The sequence below is a fragment of the Mesorhizobium sp. M7D.F.Ca.US.005.01.1.1 genome (assembly GCF_003952545.1).
Lineage (GTDB): Bacteria > Pseudomonadota > Alphaproteobacteria > Rhizobiales > Rhizobiaceae > Mesorhizobium > Mesorhizobium loti.
Map to the genome: position 1 here is coordinate 1,879,089 of NZ_CP034453.1, position 17,480 is coordinate 1,896,568.

Annotated in this window: 13 protein-coding genes; 6 read left to right on the top strand and 7 right to left on the bottom strand. The window is 63.8% G+C overall.

From position 1 onward, the window contains the following. The first annotated feature begins 94 nt into the window (after positions 1 to 94). On the top strand, positions 95 to 754 hold the full coding sequence (locus tag EJ076_RS08995) for a response regulator transcription factor (protein WP_126067652.1): 660 nt from the start codon (positions 95 to 97) through the stop codon (positions 752 to 754). Position 755: 1 nt separating this feature from the next. On the opposite strand, the gene EJ076_RS09000 is transcribed toward EJ076_RS08995, so the two are convergent. Then, the gene (locus tag EJ076_RS09000; protein ID WP_126067653.1) at positions 756 to 4,244 is read right to left on the bottom strand and encodes a PAS domain-containing hybrid sensor histidine kinase/response regulator; all 3,489 of its coding nucleotides are present in this window, start codon (positions 4,242 to 4,244) and stop codon (positions 756 to 758) included. A 357-nt stretch (positions 4,245 to 4,601) separates the two neighbouring features. Here EJ076_RS09000 and mscL point away from each other — a divergent pair, with 357 nt between their 5' ends. Together mscL and EJ076_RS09010 are read left to right on the top strand one after the other, a co-directional pair. After that, a complete protein-coding gene (gene mscL, locus EJ076_RS09005) occupies positions 4,602 to 5,024 on the top strand; it encodes a large conductance mechanosensitive channel protein MscL (RefSeq protein ID WP_056588266.1) in 423 nt (140 codons plus the stop codon). Between the two features lie 110 nt (positions 5,025 to 5,134). Then, positions 5,135 to 6,301 carry a pyridoxal phosphate-dependent aminotransferase gene (locus tag EJ076_RS09010; RefSeq protein WP_126067654.1) on the top strand — a complete coding sequence of 389 codons (1,167 nt, stop codon included), beginning with the start codon at positions 5,135 to 5,137 and terminating at the stop codon, positions 6,299 to 6,301. A gap of 147 nt (positions 6,302 to 6,448) precedes the next feature. On the opposite strand, the gene hemA is transcribed toward EJ076_RS09010, so the two are convergent. After that, positions 6,449 to 7,726: a 5-aminolevulinate synthase gene (gene hemA, locus EJ076_RS09015; RefSeq protein WP_109666803.1), complete on the bottom strand. Its 1,278-nt coding sequence runs from the start codon at positions 7,724 to 7,726 to the stop codon at positions 6,449 to 6,451. A 267-nt stretch (positions 7,727 to 7,993) separates the two neighbouring features. Between hemA and galE the strand changes: the two genes are divergently transcribed. The 3 genes from galE to EJ076_RS09030 all read left to right on the top strand — a co-directional run bounded on the left by galE (position 7,994) and on the right by EJ076_RS09030 (position 12,175). Next, complete coding sequence (gene galE, locus EJ076_RS09020) at positions 7,994 to 8,989, top strand: UDP-glucose 4-epimerase GalE (RefSeq protein ID WP_126067655.1); 996 nt, start codon at positions 7,994 to 7,996, stop codon at positions 8,987 to 8,989. A gap of 106 nt (positions 8,990 to 9,095) precedes the next feature. Then, positions 9,096 to 10,346: a D-amino acid dehydrogenase gene (locus EJ076_RS09025; protein WP_126067656.1), complete on the top strand. Its 1,251-nt coding sequence runs from the start codon at positions 9,096 to 9,098 to the stop codon at positions 10,344 to 10,346. A 2-nt stretch (positions 10,347 to 10,348) separates the two neighbouring features. Then, on the top strand, positions 10,349 to 12,175 hold the full coding sequence (locus tag EJ076_RS09030) for an alanine racemase (RefSeq protein WP_126067657.1): 1,827 nt from the start codon (positions 10,349 to 10,351) through the stop codon (positions 12,173 to 12,175). Between the two features lie 86 nt (positions 12,176 to 12,261). Here the strand turns inward: EJ076_RS09030 and EJ076_RS09035 are convergent, their stop codons facing one another. The 5 genes from EJ076_RS09035 to EJ076_RS09055 are packed head-to-tail and all read right to left on the bottom strand — an operon-like array spanning position 12,262 to position 17,462. Next, the gene (locus tag EJ076_RS09035; RefSeq protein WP_126067658.1) at positions 12,262 to 13,638 is read right to left on the bottom strand and encodes an FGGY-family carbohydrate kinase; all 1,377 of its coding nucleotides are present in this window, start codon (positions 13,636 to 13,638) and stop codon (positions 12,262 to 12,264) included. Continuing rightward, on the bottom strand, positions 13,635 to 13,952 hold the full coding sequence (gene rhaM, locus EJ076_RS09040) for an L-rhamnose mutarotase (RefSeq protein ID WP_109666600.1): 318 nt from the start codon (positions 13,950 to 13,952) through the stop codon (positions 13,635 to 13,637). The genes EJ076_RS09035 and rhaM overlap by 4 nt, the downstream gene beginning before the upstream one ends. Further along, complete coding sequence (locus EJ076_RS09045) at positions 13,952 to 14,947, bottom strand: ABC transporter permease (RefSeq protein WP_126067659.1); 996 nt, start codon at positions 14,945 to 14,947, stop codon at positions 13,952 to 13,954. The genes rhaM and EJ076_RS09045 overlap by 1 nt, the downstream gene beginning before the upstream one ends. Continuing rightward, complete coding sequence (locus EJ076_RS09050; protein WP_126067660.1) at positions 14,944 to 15,924, bottom strand: ABC transporter permease; 981 nt, start codon at positions 15,922 to 15,924, stop codon at positions 14,944 to 14,946. Before EJ076_RS09050 ends, EJ076_RS09045 begins: the two co-directional genes overlap by 4 nt. Beyond that, entirely contained in the window at positions 15,921 to 17,462 is a 1,542-nt protein-coding gene (locus EJ076_RS09055; RefSeq protein WP_126067661.1) for a sugar ABC transporter ATP-binding protein, read from the bottom strand. The genes EJ076_RS09050 and EJ076_RS09055 overlap by 4 nt, the downstream gene beginning before the upstream one ends. Positions 17,463 to 17,480 lie beyond the last annotated feature (18 nt).

Consider the following 17,480-nt stretch of genomic DNA (forward strand, 5'->3'; position numbering starts at 1 on the left):
GGCTTTGCCGCTTGAAAACAGCGCGCAGCCCCTCATAATCGTCCAACTGATCCCGAAAAAAGCAAAAATTATCGGGGGATTCGGGGAGGGACATTTGCCGGCCGGCTATTCTTTCGTCATCGCCGACGATCACCCGCTGTTTCGTGGTGCGCTGCGCGAAGCGCTTGCCGGCATCGGCAATGTCGCAGCCATCCACGAAGCCGGCGATTTCGAGAGCGCCAAGGCGCTGGTCGTAGCCAACGAGGATGTCGATCTGGTGCTGCTCGACCTGTCGATGCCGGGCGCCAGCGGCCTCTCCGGCCTGATCGCGCTGCGTGGCATCCATCCGACGGTGCCGCTGATCGTGGTGTCGGCGCGTGACGATCCGGCGACCATCAGGCGGGCGCTCGATCTCGGCGCTTCCGGCTTCATCTCCAAATCGGCCAGCATGGAAGAGATCCGCGGCGCCGTGCAATCGGTGCTTGCCGGTGACATCGCCGCGCCCGTCGGCGTCGATCTTGGCGTCGAGCGTGATCCCGAAATATCCGACCTGATCAAGCGGCTGCAGGCCCTGACGCCGCAGCAGACCCGGGTGCTCGGCATGCTGGCCGAGGGCCTGCTCAACAAGCAGATCGCCTATGAACTCGGCGTCTCCGAGGCCACCATCAAGGCGCATGTCTCCGCCATCCTGCAGAAGCTCGGCGTCGACAGCCGCACCCAGGCGGTGATCCTCCTGTCCAAGATCGGCAGCGACCCGCTGCAGCCGACGAGCTAACCTATTCGGCGGCCGATGCCAGCGGCCTGACCCTGGCCATCATCGAGCGCAACACGGCCGGCTTCAGCGGCTTGTTGATCACCGCAATCTCGAGGCCGCCCGCGGCCGTGCGCACCTCGTTGGAGCGGTCCGCGGTGACCAGCACGGCCGGCAGGTTGTCGCCGTGGATCGCGCGCAGCCTGACGATGATATCGAGACCGGTTTCGCCGTCGAGATGGTAGTCGGCAAGGACGATGTCCGGGCGGTGCATCGCGGCTCCGTCCAGATCCCTTGAGCCGGACACTGTATCGACGTTGCACCCCCAGCCTTCGAGCAGCAGCCGCATACCTTCGAGGATGCGGGCATCGTTGTCGATGCAGAGCACGTGCAGCCCAGCCAGCGAAGCTGTCGCACGCGCAGGGGCTCTGGTCTCGATCTCGCGTCGCGGCTCCTGCACGGCCGCCACAGGCAGGATGACGGAAAAGCGCGTGCCCTTGCCCGGATTGGAAAAGATCCGGATCTCCAGGCGCAACACCCGGGCGATGCGGTCGACGATGGAGAGGCCGAGGCCGAGGCCCTCGGCCTCGCGCGCGCCTTCGTCCAGCCGGGTGAATTCGTGAAAGACGGTGTTCAGCTTGTCGCCGGCGATGCCGATGCCGGTGTCGATCACCTGGATTTCGGCCAGTTCGCCGCGCCGCCTGACGCCGACCAGCACACGGCCGTGGCGCGTGTATTTAATGGCGTTGGAGACCAGGTTCTGGATCAGGCGCCGCAACAGGTTGCGATCCGTCGTCACGGTCAGCGATGACGGCATGATCGTCAGCTCGAGCTTCTTTTCGGCGGCGAGCGGCCGGAAGTCGTTGCCGATCTGGCGCAGCAATCCATCGAGGTTGAAGGCGGTATCGTCCGGCTTCATCGCACCGGCGTCGAGGCGGGAGATGTCGAGCACGGCGCCGAGAATGGTCTCGACCGATTCCAGCGAGGATTCGATGTTGACCGCTGCCTTGCCGGTCGGCCCCTTGCCGGCCTTCTCGATCAGCGACGAGCAATAGAGCCGGGCGGCGTTCAGCGGCTGCAGGATGTCGTGGCCGGCGGCGGCGAGGAAGCGGGTCTTGCCGAGATTGGCCTCCTCGGCCAGCATCTGCGCCTGCGCCAGCTCTTCGTTGACGCGGGTCAGCTCGATAGTGCGGGTCTTGACGCGCTGCTCCAGCGATTCATTGGCGCGTTTCAGCGCCAGATCCTGCTCGACGCGTCCGGAAATGTCGGCATAGGTGGCGACGATGCCGCCGTCCGGCATCGGGTTGGACCGCAGCTCCAGGATGCGGCCCGAGGTTTTCAGCTCCATCTGCCATGGGCTGACGAAGCTGGTCAGCCGGTTGAGCATGGCCACGCGCTGCTCCGCCGGAATGTCGCCGCGCTCCGAGAGATGGCGCAGGATGCTGTCGAGCGAGACGCCGACCTGGCCCATCTCGTCGGGCAGGTCGAACAGGGCCCGGTACTGGCGGTTCCAGCAGATCAGGCGGAAGTCGCGGTCGAAGACGGTGATGCCTTGCTCCATCTGGTCGAGCGCGATCTGCAGCAGGTCGCGATTGTGCTGCAGCGCCTCGGTGGCGTCATCGAGTAAGCGGAAGGCATCCCTGGATTCGCGGTCGTGGCGCCGAAACAGCAGCGACAAGATCAGCCGCGCCGAAGACGAACCGACGGCGCTGGCCAGCAATTGTTCGGAAAATCGGATGACGTCCATGCTCGCCTGCTCGTTGCCGTGCAGCGAGGTTCCGTTGGTCTTTTCGAACGACTGGAAGGAGCGCTCGGTGCGCTCGACACCGAGATAGCGCCCGATCGTGTCCTTGAGGTCGTTGACGGTGATGGCGGTGCGGAAGCGGCGCAGGCTTGGCATCGGGCCGGCATCGCGTGGCACGAAGATCGACGCCTGAATGCGCTCCAGCGGCACCGATGCGCGCGAGAGGGAACCGAGCACAAAGAACACCGCGTTGACCGACAGGCTCCACAACACGCCGTGGTTCAGCGGTTCGGCGACGGTGCCGAACAGGGCCTGCGGCCGCAACGCCTCGAAGCCGAACAGCCCGTGCGCGATGATTTCGGTGTCAGGTCCGGCAAGCGATGGAAACAGCAGCGTGTAGCCCCAGACGAGGATGCCGGCGACCATGCCGAGTGCTGCACCCCGGCCATTGGCGCCGCGCCAGATCAGGCCGCCGATCAGCGCCGGCGCGAACTGTGCTATTGCCGCGAACGACATCAGGCCGATCGACGACAGGCGCGCGCTGTTGGTGCTCTCGCGGTAATAGAGGAAGGCGATGAACAGCAGGATGAAGATCGCTCCGCGCCGCACATTGAGGATGAGCGTCGACCAGTCTTCGGTCTCGGAGGTCGAGGTCTTGAGCAGGCGGCGCACGAACAGCGGAATGATGAGGTCGTTGGAGATCATGATCGACAGCGCCACGCTCTCGACGATCACCATCGCCGTCGCCGCCGACAGCCCGCCGATGAAGGCCGCCATGGCCAGCACGTCATGGCCGCTGAACAAGGGCAGCGACAGCACATAGAGATCGCTGCTGGTTCCGGTGCCGACCAGCGACAAGCCGGCAAAGGCGATCGGCAGCACGAACAGATTGATCGCTACGAGGTAGAGCGGAAACACCCATGTTGCGGTGCGCAGTTCGGCCTCGCCGCGGTTCTCGACGATGGTGACGTAGAACTGGCGCGGCAGCATGATGATGGCAAAGCCGCTCAGGCAAGTCAGCACCAGCCAGGTGGCGAGCGAGGTGTTGTAGCTCATCGCCTGCCGAACCTGTGCATTCTGGGCGAGCTTGTCTAACATGTCGCCCGGGCCGCCGAAGATCAGGAAGGTGACCATCAGGCCGATGGCCAGGAAGGCGGCAAGCTTGACCACGGTTTCGACGGCCACCGCCAGCATCAGCCCGTCCTGGTGTTCGGTGGCGTCGGCGTGGCGCGTGCCGAACAGCACCGCAAACAGCGCCAGCAGCATGGCGACGACCAGCGAGATGTCGCTGACGAAGGGATCGAAGGAGGGCGGCGATCCCGTATAGTGCTCGACCATCAGGCTGACCGAACCGGAGATCGCCTTCAACTGCAGCGCGATATAGGGGACCGCGCCGATGGTGGCGATCAGCGTGGCGATCGCCGCGACGGTAAAACTCTTGCCATAGCGGGCGCCGAGGAAGTCGGCGATCGAGGTGATCTTCTCCGTCTTGGCCAACCGCACGATGCGGTTGAGCAGCGGAAAGCCGAACACGAAGACCAGCACCGGGCCGGTATAGATGCCGAGGAATTCGAGGCCGCGTTCGGAAGAGAGGCCGACCGAGCCGAAGAAGGTCCAGGACGTGCAGTAGATCGCAAGACTGAGCGCGTAGATGAAGGGCCGGGCTCGGCTCGGCCCTGAAATGGCCGAGCGGCGGTCGCCCAGGCTGGCGATGGCGAACAGCAGCGTCACATAGGCGATCGCGATGATGACGATGAACAAGCCCTGCACGCCGGCAATATCCTCCCTGTGCCGAATTTCAACCCGGCTTGCCCAGACGCAATCACAGCTTGGCTTCCGAGTCCATCACGGCTTTGGGCGCATGAAGACCGCGATTTCTGATGCATGTCGCCCAAAAGTGCGCAGCGGTTTTGGGGCAACGACATGCACAAAAACAAAACACCCAAAGCGCGGCGCGTGAATCCGTTTCAACGCGACGCGCTTTGGAGACTACCGCCAGGTAAGGAGAAACCGGTTGCTTTCTCCTTTTTGCCGATGTTGCAACCGCAGGTTTTTGTTATGTTGCCTCAGGTCGATGCCCGCAAGGACGGAAGCGGCAGCTCGGCCGGTCATGACAAGGAGGGTCGAATGCTGAAAGAATTCCAGGAATTTATTTCCAAGGGCAATGTGATGGACCTTGCGGTCGGCGTCATCATCGGCGCGGCCTTCGGCAAGATCGTCGATTCCCTTGTCAATGACATCATCATGCCGATCGTCGGCGCGATTTTCGGCGGCTTGGACTTCAACAACTATTTCCTGGGGCTCTCCTCGGCCGTCAACGCCACCTCGCTGGCGGACGCCAAAAAGCAAGGCGCTGTTTTCGCGTATGGCAGTTTCATCACTGTCGCGTTGAACTTCCTTATCCTCGCTTTCATCATCTTTCTGATGGTCAAGGCCGTGAACAACATGCGCAAGCGGCTTGAACGCGAGAAGCCCGCAGCACCGGCCGCGCCGCCGCCCGCCGACGTCGCGCTGCTCACCGAAATTCGCGACTTGCTCGCCAAAAGATAATCAGCAAAGCATTGCTGGACCAAAACCCCGGTCGTTCGCGGCTGGGGTTTTCTGTTTTCGCATCTGGTAAGGAGCGCTGATAAACGCCCGAGATCGGAACGGACCCGCCCATGACTTTGATCGACAGCTTGCGCACGGAGGCCCGCGCCGCACCCGAAAGCGGCATTGTCGCCGTCGTCAATTACGGCCGCCTGCGCGAAGGCATGATCCCGCTCTGGGCCGGCGAGGGCGACTTGCCGACGCCTTCGTTCATCACCGATACCGCGTCGAAGGCGCTGGCCGGCGGCGAGACGTTCTACACCTGGCAAAAGGGCATCCCAGATCTCAGACAGGCGCTTTCCCGCTACTATGCCAGGCATTTCGGCAAGACCTTCCCTGAGGAGCAATTCATCGTCACCGGGTCCGGCATGCATGCCATCCAGCTGGCGCTCGACGCGCTCGCCGGTGCCGGCGACGAGGTCATCTATCTGTCGCCGGCCTGGCCGAATTTCGATGCCGCAGCAGGGATATCGGGCGCCGTTCCGGTGGCGGTCACGCTCGATCATTCCGGCAATGGCTGGTCCTGCGACGTCGAGAAGATTGCGGCGGCGATCACGCCGCGCACAAAAGCGCTGTTCATCAACACGCCGTCGAACCCGACCGGCTGGACCGCCGATCACGAGACCTTGCAGGCGATCCTCGATCTTGCGCGCACGAAGAACCTCTGGATCATCGCCGACGAAATCTATTCGCTGTTCCACTACAGCCACGGCCGTGCGCCGTCCTTCCTCGACATCGCCACGGCGGAAGACCGCATCCTGTTCGTCAACAGTTTTTCCAAGAACTGGGCGATGACCGGCTGGCGCGTCGGCTGGATCAAGACACATCCCGCCTTGCAGCAGGTGTTCGAGAACCTGATCCAGTATTCCAACTCCGGCGTCGCCCAGTTCATGCAGCGCGGTGCGGTTGCAGCCCTTGATGAGGGTGATGCCTTCGTTGCCGAACAGGTGGAGCGGGCGCGCAAGGCACGCGATCTGGTCTGCGGCATTCTCGGCGACACAGGCCGCGCCCGGTTCACCGTACCGCAAGGCGCATTCTATCTGTTCTTCACGGTCGACGGCATCACCGATTCACGCACTGCCGCTTTCGACATCGTCGACAAGGCCAATGTCGGCCTGGCGCCCGGCACCGCCTTCGGTCCCGGCGGCGAAGCCTTCCTCAGACTGTGCTTCCACCGCCGCCTCGATCAGATCGAGGAAGCCGCGCACCGGCTGGCAAAGTGGATGAAGACTATTTGATGCCCTGAGGCCGGATTGAAAATCGCTCCGGCGAGTCAGCTGGCGTGGGTTTCGAGAACCGGAGCGCAGCGGACATTCAGGTCCGTGAGCACCGGAAGCGCAGAAACCTGCGTCAGATGGCCGTCGGAGTAGAGTTTCAAACGGGCTTCAGCCGCCTGACTTGGGCACCAGCAGGGGAATGATCCGGTCGCTCTTGGCCACCGATGGCCGACCGGCGGAGCCATAGGGAATGCCGAGTGCATCCCAGGTCTCGACCAGCGCGTCCTGCAACTCGGCGATCAGCGCATCGGAGTGGAACGGCGTCGGCGTGATGCGCAGCCGCTCCGTACCGCGCGGCACGGTCGGGTAGTTGATCGGCTGGATGTAGATGCCGTGCACGCCGAGCAGGCGGTCGCTGGCCATCTTGCAGGCCTCCGGATCGCCGACCAGCAGCGGCACGATGTGCGTCGGCGAATCCATCACAGGCAGGCCGGCGGCCGAAAGGATCTGCTTGGTTCGTGTCGCCTGCTGATGCTGTGCATCGCGCTCGGCCTGCGAGCGTTTGAGGTGGCGGATCGAGGCGGTGGTGGCGGCGGCGATCGCCGGCGGCAGCGCCGTGGTGAAGATGAAGCCCGGCGCATAGGAGCGCACCGCGTCGATCACCGCGCTTGTGCCGGTGATGTACCCGCCCAGCGTGCCGAACGCCTTGGCCAGGGTGCCCTGGATTATATCGATCCGGTCGGCCAGTCCCTCGCGCTCGGTGATGCCGCCGCCGCGCGGTCCGTACATGCCGACGGCATGGACCTCGTCGATATAGGTCATGGCGTTGTAGCGCTCGGCGAGCTCGACGATCTGCTTTATCGGCGCGATGTCGCCATCCATCGAATAGACGCTCTCGAAGACGATCAGCTTGGCGCGTTCGCGGCCCGCCGCCTGCAGCAGGCTTTCCAGATGCGCGACATCATTATGGCGGAAGATCTTCTTTTCCGCACCGGAGCGCCGCACGCCTTCGATCATCGAGGCGTGGTTCAACTCGTCCGAGATGATCAGGCAGTTGGGCAAAAGCCGGGCGATGGTCGAAATCGAGGCCTCGTTGGAGACAAAGCCGGAGGTGAAGACGAGTGCGGCTTCCTTATCGTGCAGGTCGGCAAGCTCCACTTCGAGCTCGACCAGCGGGTTGCTGGTGCCCGAAATGTTGCGGGTGCCGCCGGCGCCCGACCCCATTTTGCCGGCCGCGTTCTGGAACGCGGCGATGACGTCGGGATGCTGGCCCATGCCGAGATAGTCGTTGGAGCACCAGACGGTGATTTCCTCGGCGCGGCCATTGGAACGCCAGATGGCGCGCGGAAACTTGCCCGCGATGCGCTCAAGGTCGGCGAAAACGCGATAGCGACGCTCTGCATGGAGCTGGTCGATCGCTTCCTCGAAGAACCGCTGATAGTTCATGTCGACTTTCCCAATTTTGCGCGGGATCATAATCATTGCCCTATTGGTCGTCCACCGGGCCTTTTTGGTCAAAATGCCACGCCCCGGACCTGTTCCTAACGACCACGGATCGTGGCCTATTCCCTTGATGTGGATCAATTTTGTTTCAGGACGATGCCACATGCCGACAATGCCGGTTACCACGAGTTCTAATGGCCAGGCGGCAGGCTTTCCAGTAAGGCGGGGGTTGAGACAGTTTCCGATAAATCTTGAGATGCGAGGTCACGGATGACGGTTTTGGTAACAGGCGGCGCCGGTTATATCGGCAGCCACATGGTCTGGGAACTGCTGGATGCCGGCGAGAGCGTGGTCGTTCTCGACCGTCTTTCCACCGGTTTCGAATGGGCGGTGGCGCCGGAGGCAAAGCTGGTGGTTGGCGATGTCGCCGACAGGGAATTGGTCGGTTCGATCATCATGGACAATCATGTCGATGCGATCATCCACTTCGCCGGCTCGATCGTGGTCCCGGAATCGGTTGCCGACCCGCTCAGTTATTATGAGAACAACACCAGCAAGACGCGCACGCTGATCGAGACCGCGGTCCGAGAGGGCGTGCCCAATTTCATCTTTTCCTCGACCGCTGCCGTCTATGGCGGTGCCGGACTGGAGCCGGTGCGCGAGGATGCTCGCCTGGCGCCGGAATCGCCCTATGGCCTGTCCAAGCTGATGAGCGAATGGATGCTGCGCGATGCGGCGGTCGCGCATGGGTTGCGCTATACGGCGCTGCGCTACTTCAACGTCGCCGGCGCCGACCCGAAGGGCCGCACCGGCCAGTCGACGCCGGGCGCCACCCATCTGATCAAGGTCGCCTGCGAGACGGCGCTCGGCAAGCGGCCGTTCATGCAGGTGTTCGGCACCGACTATCCGACGCCGGACGGCACCTGCATGCGCGACTATATCCATGTCAGCGATCTGGCGGCGGCGCATCGCCTGGCCCTGCAGCGGCTGCGCGCCGGGGGGCAGAGCCTCGTCGCCAATTGCGGCTACAGCCATGGCTATTCGGTGCTCGAGGTCATCGACAGCGTGCGCCGCGCCTTCGGCCACGATTTCGAGGTGAAGATGGGCGATCGCCGCCCCGGCGACGCCGCCGCGGTGGTTGCCAATTCGGATCTCGCCCGCGCCGAACTCGGCTGGACCCCGCAGCGCGACGATCTCGACCAGATCGTTGCCGACGCGCTCGCCTGGGAGCGCATCCTGACCGGCAAGAACTCCGCGCGCGGCTGAGCCGGGCTCTCCCAAGGGCTCGCAAGGCACGTGGCGAAGCGCTATTGAAGGCATTCGCGGCACGGCGTGGAGGCGCTGCGCCGCGAAGAGCTTTTGGGGGGATGGCATGAAGATAACGGTGCTCGGGGCCGGTGTCGTCGGTACGGCAGCCGCCTATTATCTGGCCAGCGACGGCCACGAGGTCACCGTGATCGAGCGCCATGCGGCGCCGGCGCGCGGCACCAGCCAGTCGAACGCCGGCCTGGTCTCGCCGGGCGATGCCACCGCCTGGGCTTCGCCGGCGGCGCTGAAGACCTTCCTGCGCGCGCTCTACAACCATGATCTCGGCATCAAGGTGCGGCTGCGCTTCGATCCCTACTTCCTCGCCTGGAGCCTGCGCTTCCTGCGCCAATGCACGAAAGAGCGCCTGCGTGCCAACAGCCGGGTCAAGCTGCGCCTGGCGCTCTATTCGCGCGACTGTATCAACGCCATCTCCGCCGATACCGGCATTCACTATGACGAGCGCAAGAAGGGCATCCTCTATTTCTTCCGCTCGCAGCACAGTCTCGACACCGGCACCGACAACTATCGCTATCTGGCCGAGCATGGCCTGCCGATCGAGATCGTCGGCCGCGACCGGCTGATCGAGCTCGAGCCGGGTCTTGCCGGAGTGAAGGAAAAGATCGCCGGCGGCGTCTATTCGCCGATCGACCAGACCGGCGATTCCCGGCAGTTCGTGGAAAAGCTCGCCGCCCACGCGGCCGGGAAACTCGGCGTGACGTTTCTCTACGGCACGACGGTCGAGGGCCTCGACATCGAGGGTGACCGGGTGCGCGCGGTGATGACCTCGGCCGGACCGGTTCTCGGCGATGCCGTGGTCATGTCGATGGGGCCGGAAAGCGGCCTGCTCGGGCGCCGCTACGGCATCGACCTGCCTATCTACCCGGTGAAGGGTTATACCGCGACGATTCCGCTTGAGGACGAAAGCAAGGGCCCGACCATGGGCGGCGCCGACGAGGATCAGTTGATTGCCTATTCCAGGCTTGGCAACCGGCTGCGGCTCGCTTCGACAGCCGAATTCACCGGCTTCGACCGCAGCCATAAGCCCAGCGACTTCGCTGCCATGTTCAGGACTGGCAAGGATCTGTTCCCCGGTGCCTTCGACGAGAACAAGGCCGAGCTGTGGGCAGGCCTGCGGCCGATGATGCCGAACTCGGTGCCGGTCATCGGCCAGGCACGCTATGAGAATCTCTATCTCGACACCGGGCACGGCCATGTCGGCTGGACCATGGCCTGCGGCTCCGGCAAATTCCTCGCCGACCTCGTCGCCGGCCGCAAGCCGGAGATCGACCCGCAAGGGCTGGTCTACGGGGGCTAGAGATGTCGGGACCGCAAGTCGCCATCGACCTTGGCCGCATCGAGCGCAATGCGCGCACGATCATCGAGCGCTGCGCGCTGTCTGGCATCAAGGTCTTCGGCGTCACTAAGGGCACATGCGGCATGCCGCAAGTGGCGCGCGCCATGTTGCGCGGCGGTGTCGCCGGTATCGCCGAATCGCGCTTCGAGAACATCCGCCGGCTGCGCGACAGTGGCATCAACGCGCCGATCATGCTGCTGCGCAGTCCGCCGATGGCGCGTGTCGAGGAGGTGGTGAGCACCGTCGACATCAGCCTGCAGTCGGAACTCGCCACCATCCGCGAGATTTCGCGCATCGCCGAGCGCATGGGCCGCATCCACGACATCATGCTGATGATCGATCTCGGCGATCTCCGCGAAGGCATTTGGCCGAATGACCTCATCCCGACGGTCGAACAGATACTACAGTTCAAGGGCGTGCGCATTGCCGGCATCGGCACCAATCTCGGCTGCTTCGGCGCCATCATGCCGACGCCGGAAAACCTTGGGCAACTCGTCGCCCATGCCTACAAGACCGAGCGCCTGTCCGGCAAAAGCCTCGACTGGATTTCCGGGGGCGCCTCGTCGTCGCTGCCGCTGTTGCTCGAAGGCAAGCTGCCGGCCGGCATCAACAATCTGCGGGTCGGCGAGGCGATCCTGCAGGGCGGCGTCGAGACCTTCCGCGACACGCCATGGGCCGAGCTCGAACCCGATGCCTGCCGGCTGACCAGCGACATCATCGAGGTCAAGCTCAAGCCGTCACGGCCGATCGGCCAATCGGGCTACGACGCCTTCGGCAACCAGCCGGTCTTTCCCGACGAGGGCGACAGGCTGCGCGCCATCGCCAATATCGGCCGCGAGGACGTGCTGGTCGAGGGGCTGACACCGATCGCCAAGGGGATACGGGTGCTCGGCGCCTCCAGCGACCATCTGCTGCTCGATGTCGCCGATGCCGATCCGCCGCCGGCTGTCGGCGACCGCGTTGCCTTCCGCATGAGCTATGGCGCCATGCTGCTGGCGATGACTTCGGAATATGTCGAGAAAGCCCCGATGCATGACGTCGAGGACTTTTCCGGCCGCAAGATGGTGCAGATCACGGCCGAGCAGGGGGCTGTCGGCATACTGGCTCGGGAAGGCACCGGCGCGCGGCTGGAAGCGATGAATTTCGACGTCGTCGAACTGGCCGATGTCGAGCGGCCGCCATCGGGGCTGATCCGGCTGACTGCCGGCGCCGACCGTCGCATCGCCCACAAGGCGCTGACCGCAGCGGCGCGCGCGACGCATTCCTTCGGCCTGATCTGGATCGATTCCATCGCCGCCCTGATGCCCGAGGACGAGGACGGCATCGACTTGCCGCAAGGCTCGGTCTTGGCGCGTACCCTCGGCCTCGACCACAAGGCGGGTGCGCTGCAGCCGCAGCTGTCGCCGGAGAATGTCGTCATTGTCGGCTTGCGCCATGCCGACCCGGCCGAAGCACGGGTGCTGAAGGATTCACGCGTGTCGGCCTTCACCATGACCGATATCGATGCCATGGGCATGCGCGACCTGATGCATGAGGCGATACGCATCGCCACATCCGGCACGCAAGGCTTCCATGTCAGCTACTCGCCTACCGCAACCGAATTCGCGGGCTGGGCTGCGGGCTCCGGCGGGCTGACCGTGCGCGAGACGCATCAGGCGATGGAGGCGATCGCGCTCTCCGGCGGTCTGCTGTCGATGGATGTTTCGGGGCTGACCGCGGATCTGGAGCCCCGGATCGGCACCGACGTGATCAACTTCGTCATGTCGGTTTTCGGCAAGCGGATCTTGTAGCTGAGCATGGTCCCGAAAAGTGGGTTCCGGTTTTCTCGGACAAACGGAAATCGTTTGTCCAGAGACCATGCCCAAACAGACAGACCCTATCCCTGCACTTCGACTGTCGCGCGCCAGGCACTGGCGTAGTCGGCCCAGACCGGGTCGGTTGGCGGATCCATTCTTTCGCCTTTGCCCTGCGCCATCCGTTGATCGGTTGCCAGCAATGCGGCGCCGATGCTGGTGCCGGTGGCAGCCTCGGACGCAACAACGGCACGTGCCGTGCCGGCTGCCAGCATGCCGACAAAGAGCCGGTTGCGGGCAAAGGGCCCTTCGACTGTGGTCGGGCCGTCGGCGCCGATCAGGTCGAGGCAGGTCGCCGTCATCAACGCCAGATAGAACGAGATGGCAGCAAAGCGCTGGCCATTGTTCATGCCGTCGGCGTTGAGCCATATCGCAGTCTGATGCGGGAACGGTCCCGACCCTTGCTGGGTCGACGGCAGCAGCAGCACCTTTCGCGCCAGCACGGCGCCGACATCGGCTTCGGTCCACTGCTCCGGTAGGTCCTTCGTCAGCACGGAAAACTCGCGGCCACCCATGAAGCGCGCCGAGGGAACGGGATCGCCGAGTGCGTTGACATTGACCAGAGTGTCGCGCGCGGCATCCAGCGCAATCTGTTTGCCGCCGACCGCCATCGACACCACCCAGGTGCCGGTCGAGACGACGGAGAAAGGCGGTTTGTCGGAGAGACGATGCGGCAGCAGCGAGGCGTTGGAATCATGCAGGCCGCAGAAGACCGGCGTTTGCGGATCGAGTCCGGTTCGCACCGCAACGATAGGCAGGATCGGGCCGAGGCGATCCCTCGCCGTCCGCACCGGCGCCATCAGCCCGCGCCATTCTAGGCTGTCGATCAATGATGAAAAATCCGCCGTCCACGGGTTCCACAGATCGGTGTGGCAGCCGAGTGAAGTCACCTCGTTAGCGGCGATGCCGGTCAGTCGCAAGGCCCAGTATTGCGGGTACATCAGCATCGCGGCAGCCCTGGCGAACTCCGCCGCGAAGCTTTTCTGCTGCCAGAAGAATTGTGCACCGAGATTGAGGCCGAGCGGCAGGCGCGGTGTGCCGGTCTCGGCGAAAGGCGGGCGGATCGCGTCATAATCCGCTGCCAGCCGGTCGGGGCCGTCGAATTCATAGTCGAGCACCGGCAGCACCAGCTCGCCCGCGGCGTCGACCAGCACGCCCGTCGCGCCATGTGTCGTGATCGAAATGGCGTCGATGCGCTGTTCGCGGTTGAGGCTGGCAAGGCTGTCGAGGATGAATGTCCACAGTGCCTCGACATCGTGGTGCGGATAGGGCGGCCGTCGCACCGGCGCATTGACCGCCCGGCGCAGCGCCACCTCGCTCAACGTCGCGAGGTCGACCAGCGCCACCTTGGCGTTGGTCTTGCCGATGTCGATGACGGCGATGTGGCTGATAGCGCTCATGCCATGTGGAACACGGTTTCCAGCGGCACGGCCACCGGCTCGTTGTCCGGCCTGGTCTCCATGATGTCGGCCATGTGTGCCCACCAGCGCTGCATCACCGGATGCTTGGGCAGTTCGTCCATGCTGTGGTTGTCTCGCCGCCACAGCACGCCGAACAGGATATTGGTCTCTTCGTCGAGATGGATGGAATAATCGGAGACGCCGGCCTGTTTGAGCAATAAGACCAGCGACGGCCAGATCTCGTCATGGCGCTGCTTGTACTCGGCCTTCATGCCCGGCTTGAGCTTCATCTTGAACGCGTATTTCTCAGGCATCAGCTGTTACCACGCAGCCGCCGCCAGACAATCGGCAGCGCGATGACGATGATCAGGAGCAGGCCGATGAAGATCGACATGACGATGCCGGGCACGTTGAGCAGGCCAAGGCCGAAGGTCACCAGCCCCATGATGAAGGCGGCGAGCACGACGCCCAGAATGCTGCCAGCACCACCAAGAATGCTGACGCCGCCGAGCACCACCATGGTGATGACTTCCAGCTCATAGCCCTGCGCGATCGAGGGTCGGGTCGAGCCGAGCCGCGAGGTGATCAGCACCGAGGCGATACCCGACATCAGCCCGGTCAGGCAGAACAGGATGAACTTGGTGCGGCCGACGCGCACGCCGGAAAACTGCGCAGCTATCGGATTGTTGCCGATCGCAAAGACACGACGGCCGAAACTCGTGCGATGCAGAAGGAACCAGTAAATGACGGCCGCGATCAGGAAGAGCACCAGTTCGAACGACACCACCCACCAGACATAGCCCTGGCCGAAAAAGGCGAAACTTGAGGGATAGCCCTTGTAGGCCTGGTCGCCGAGGATGATGAAGGCGATGCCGCGAAACAGGCTCATCGTGCCGATGGTGACGACGATCGACGGCAGGCCGAGCCTTGTCACCAGCAGACCGTTGAAGGCGCCGCAGCCGAGCCCGACGACGATGCCGATCAGCACCAGCACCGGCGTGCCGGCGCCGGCCTGCACCGCCATGCCCATCATGGTCGACGCCAGCGCGATGATGGCGGCCACCGACAGATCGATCTCGCCCGAAATGATCAGCAGCGCCATGGCGAAGGCGATCAGACCCTTCTCGGTGAAATTGAAGGTGAGATCGGACAGCGAGTACGGGTCGAGGAAATAGGGCGAGGCGAAGCTGTTGATGGCGAAGATGGCGACCGCCACCACGACCAGCAGCGCTTCCCAGGAAAAGATCGCCGCACGGAACGGCTTGTCGAGCCGGTCGGGAATGTGGCGCGGGGCAGGGATGTCGGTCATGTCACCGCCTCCACCTTTCTGAGGATGATGCGGCCCTGCTGGCGTTCGCCGCGCGCGTTGAGCACGACGGCGAGGATGATGGCGCTGCCCGAAATCGCCATCTGCCAGAAGGGTGAGATGTTGATGACCGGCAGCGCGTTGGAGATGATGCCGAGGAACAGCGCCCCCAACACCGCGCCGCCGACCGAACCGATGCCGCCGGCGATGGAAATGCCGCCGATGACGCAGGCGGCAATGATGTTGAGCTCATAGCCGTTGGCGACCTCGACCGAGGCGATCACATAGCGCGAGATCCAGAGATAGCCCGAGAGGCCGCCGATCATGCCGGAGATGCAGAAGACGATGAATTTTGTGCGGCCGACATCGATGCCGGCATAGACCGAAGCCGTCGGGTTGACGCCGATGGCATAGATCGAGCGGCCGAGCGCGGTGCGCGTCATCAAGACGAAGAACAGCGCAATGACCAGGATGGCGATCCACGACAGCACCGGAATGCCGAGGAAGGCCGCACGCTGAAAGCCGATGAAATCCGGGCTCATCTTGTCGGCATTGACCCAGGCACCGCCGGACAGGACGAAGGTGGCGCCGCGATAGATGGTCAGCGTGCCCAACGTGACCACGATCGAAGGGATGTTTAGCCGCCACACCAAAAGGCCGTTGATGGCGCCGAGCACCAGCCCGACCAGCAGTGCGATGACGATCAGCAGCGGGATCGGGATCGCCGGATGCGTGGCGTTCAGCATCGCCACCACCATGCCGGTGAAGCAGAGGTTGGACGCCATCGACAGATCGATCGACCGGGTCAGGATGACGACCATCTGGCCCAGCGCCAGGATCATCAGGATCGAGGTGTCGTTGAACACCTGGCGCAGATTGCCGGGGTCGGCAAAGGCCGGGAAGCGCGTCGAGATCAATCCGATCAGCACGACGATGGCCGCGAACAGCCAGATTTCACGGTATTTGAGGAAAGCCTTCATGCCGCGATCCCTGCTGCTGTCCTGACAAGCGTCTCGGCGTCCAGTCCCTTGTTGTCGTAGACCGCTGCGACGAGACCCTCGCGCATGACGACGACGCGGTCGGACATGCCGAGGATTTCAGGCAGTTCCGACGACACCATGATCACCGACAGGCCTTGCGCCACCAACTCGGCCATGAAGCCGTGCACGGCGGCCTTGGAGCCGATGTCGATGCCCTTGGTCGGCTCGTCGAGGATGATCACCTTGGGCGCGGTCGCCAACCATTTGGCGATGACGATCTTCTGCTGGTTGCCGCCCGACAGCGTGCCGACATCCTGGCTGAGCGAGGAGGCCCTGAGGTCGAGCCGCTCGGTGTAGGAACGGGCGAGCGCAAATTCCTCGGACAACCGAAGCAGGCCTGACTTGGAGGTGCGCTTGAGCGACGGCAGCGAGACGTTCTGGAAGATCGGCAGGCCGATCACCACGCCTTGCTTGCCGCGTTCTTCCGGCACATAGACGATGCCGGCATCGATGGAATCCGCCGCCGATTTCGGCGCGATCGTCTTGCCTTCCAGCGTGATCGTGCCGCTTGAGGTGCGGGTAATGCCTGATATCGCCTGCATCACCTCGCTGCGCCCAGCGCCGACCAGGCCGTAGAAGCCGAGGATTTCGCCCTTGTGCAGCTCGAAGCCGATATTGTTGAACTCGGTCGGGTGCGACAGGCCTGAGACGGAGAGCACCGGTGCGCCGATCTCGGCCTTGCGTTGCGGGAAGATGTGATCGACGGCGCGGCCGACCATCAGGCGCACGATCTGGCTCTGGCCGGCATCCCTGATCAGGCCTTCACCGACCATCTCGCCATCGCGGAACACCGTGTAGCGGTCGGCGATGCGGTAGATCTCGTCGAACTTGTGGCTGATGAACAGGATCGCCTTGCCTTCGCTCTTGAGGAACTCGATGAGCAGGAAAAGCTCCTCGATCTCCTTCATCGAAAGGGCGGCGGTCGGCTCGTCCATGATGACGATCTGCGCGTCGATCGACATGGCACGCGCAACGGCGACCAGATGCTTGTTGGCGATGCCGAGGTCCTTCAGCCGCGCGTCGGCGCCGATATGGCCGGCATGCATGGTGTCGAGCACCTCGCGCGCATTCTTGCGCATCGTGCGCCAGTCGATGGTGCCGAAACGCGTGCGTGGCGCGTGGCCGAGAAAGATATTTTCGGCAACCGTCAAATCGTCGAACAGCACGGTTTCCTGGTGGATGGCGGTGACGCCATAGCCGAAGGCGGCATGCGCGCTGGGCAGGGTGACGGCCTGGCCGTCGATGCTGATTGTGCCCCCGTCGGGCTGGTAGATGCCGGTCATGATCTTGACCAGCGTCGACTTGCCGGCGCCGTTCTCGCCGATCAACGCGGTTACCTGGCCCGGATAGAGCGACAGGCTGACATTGTGCAGCGCGCGCACACCGGGAAAGCTTTTGGAGATGCCGGACAGAGTCAGGCGTGGGGCCGAGGCCAGAGGCCGCTCCTTCACCGTGCCGGGTTGGGCTGTCGTGTCCATAGTCGTATCAAGCCCTGA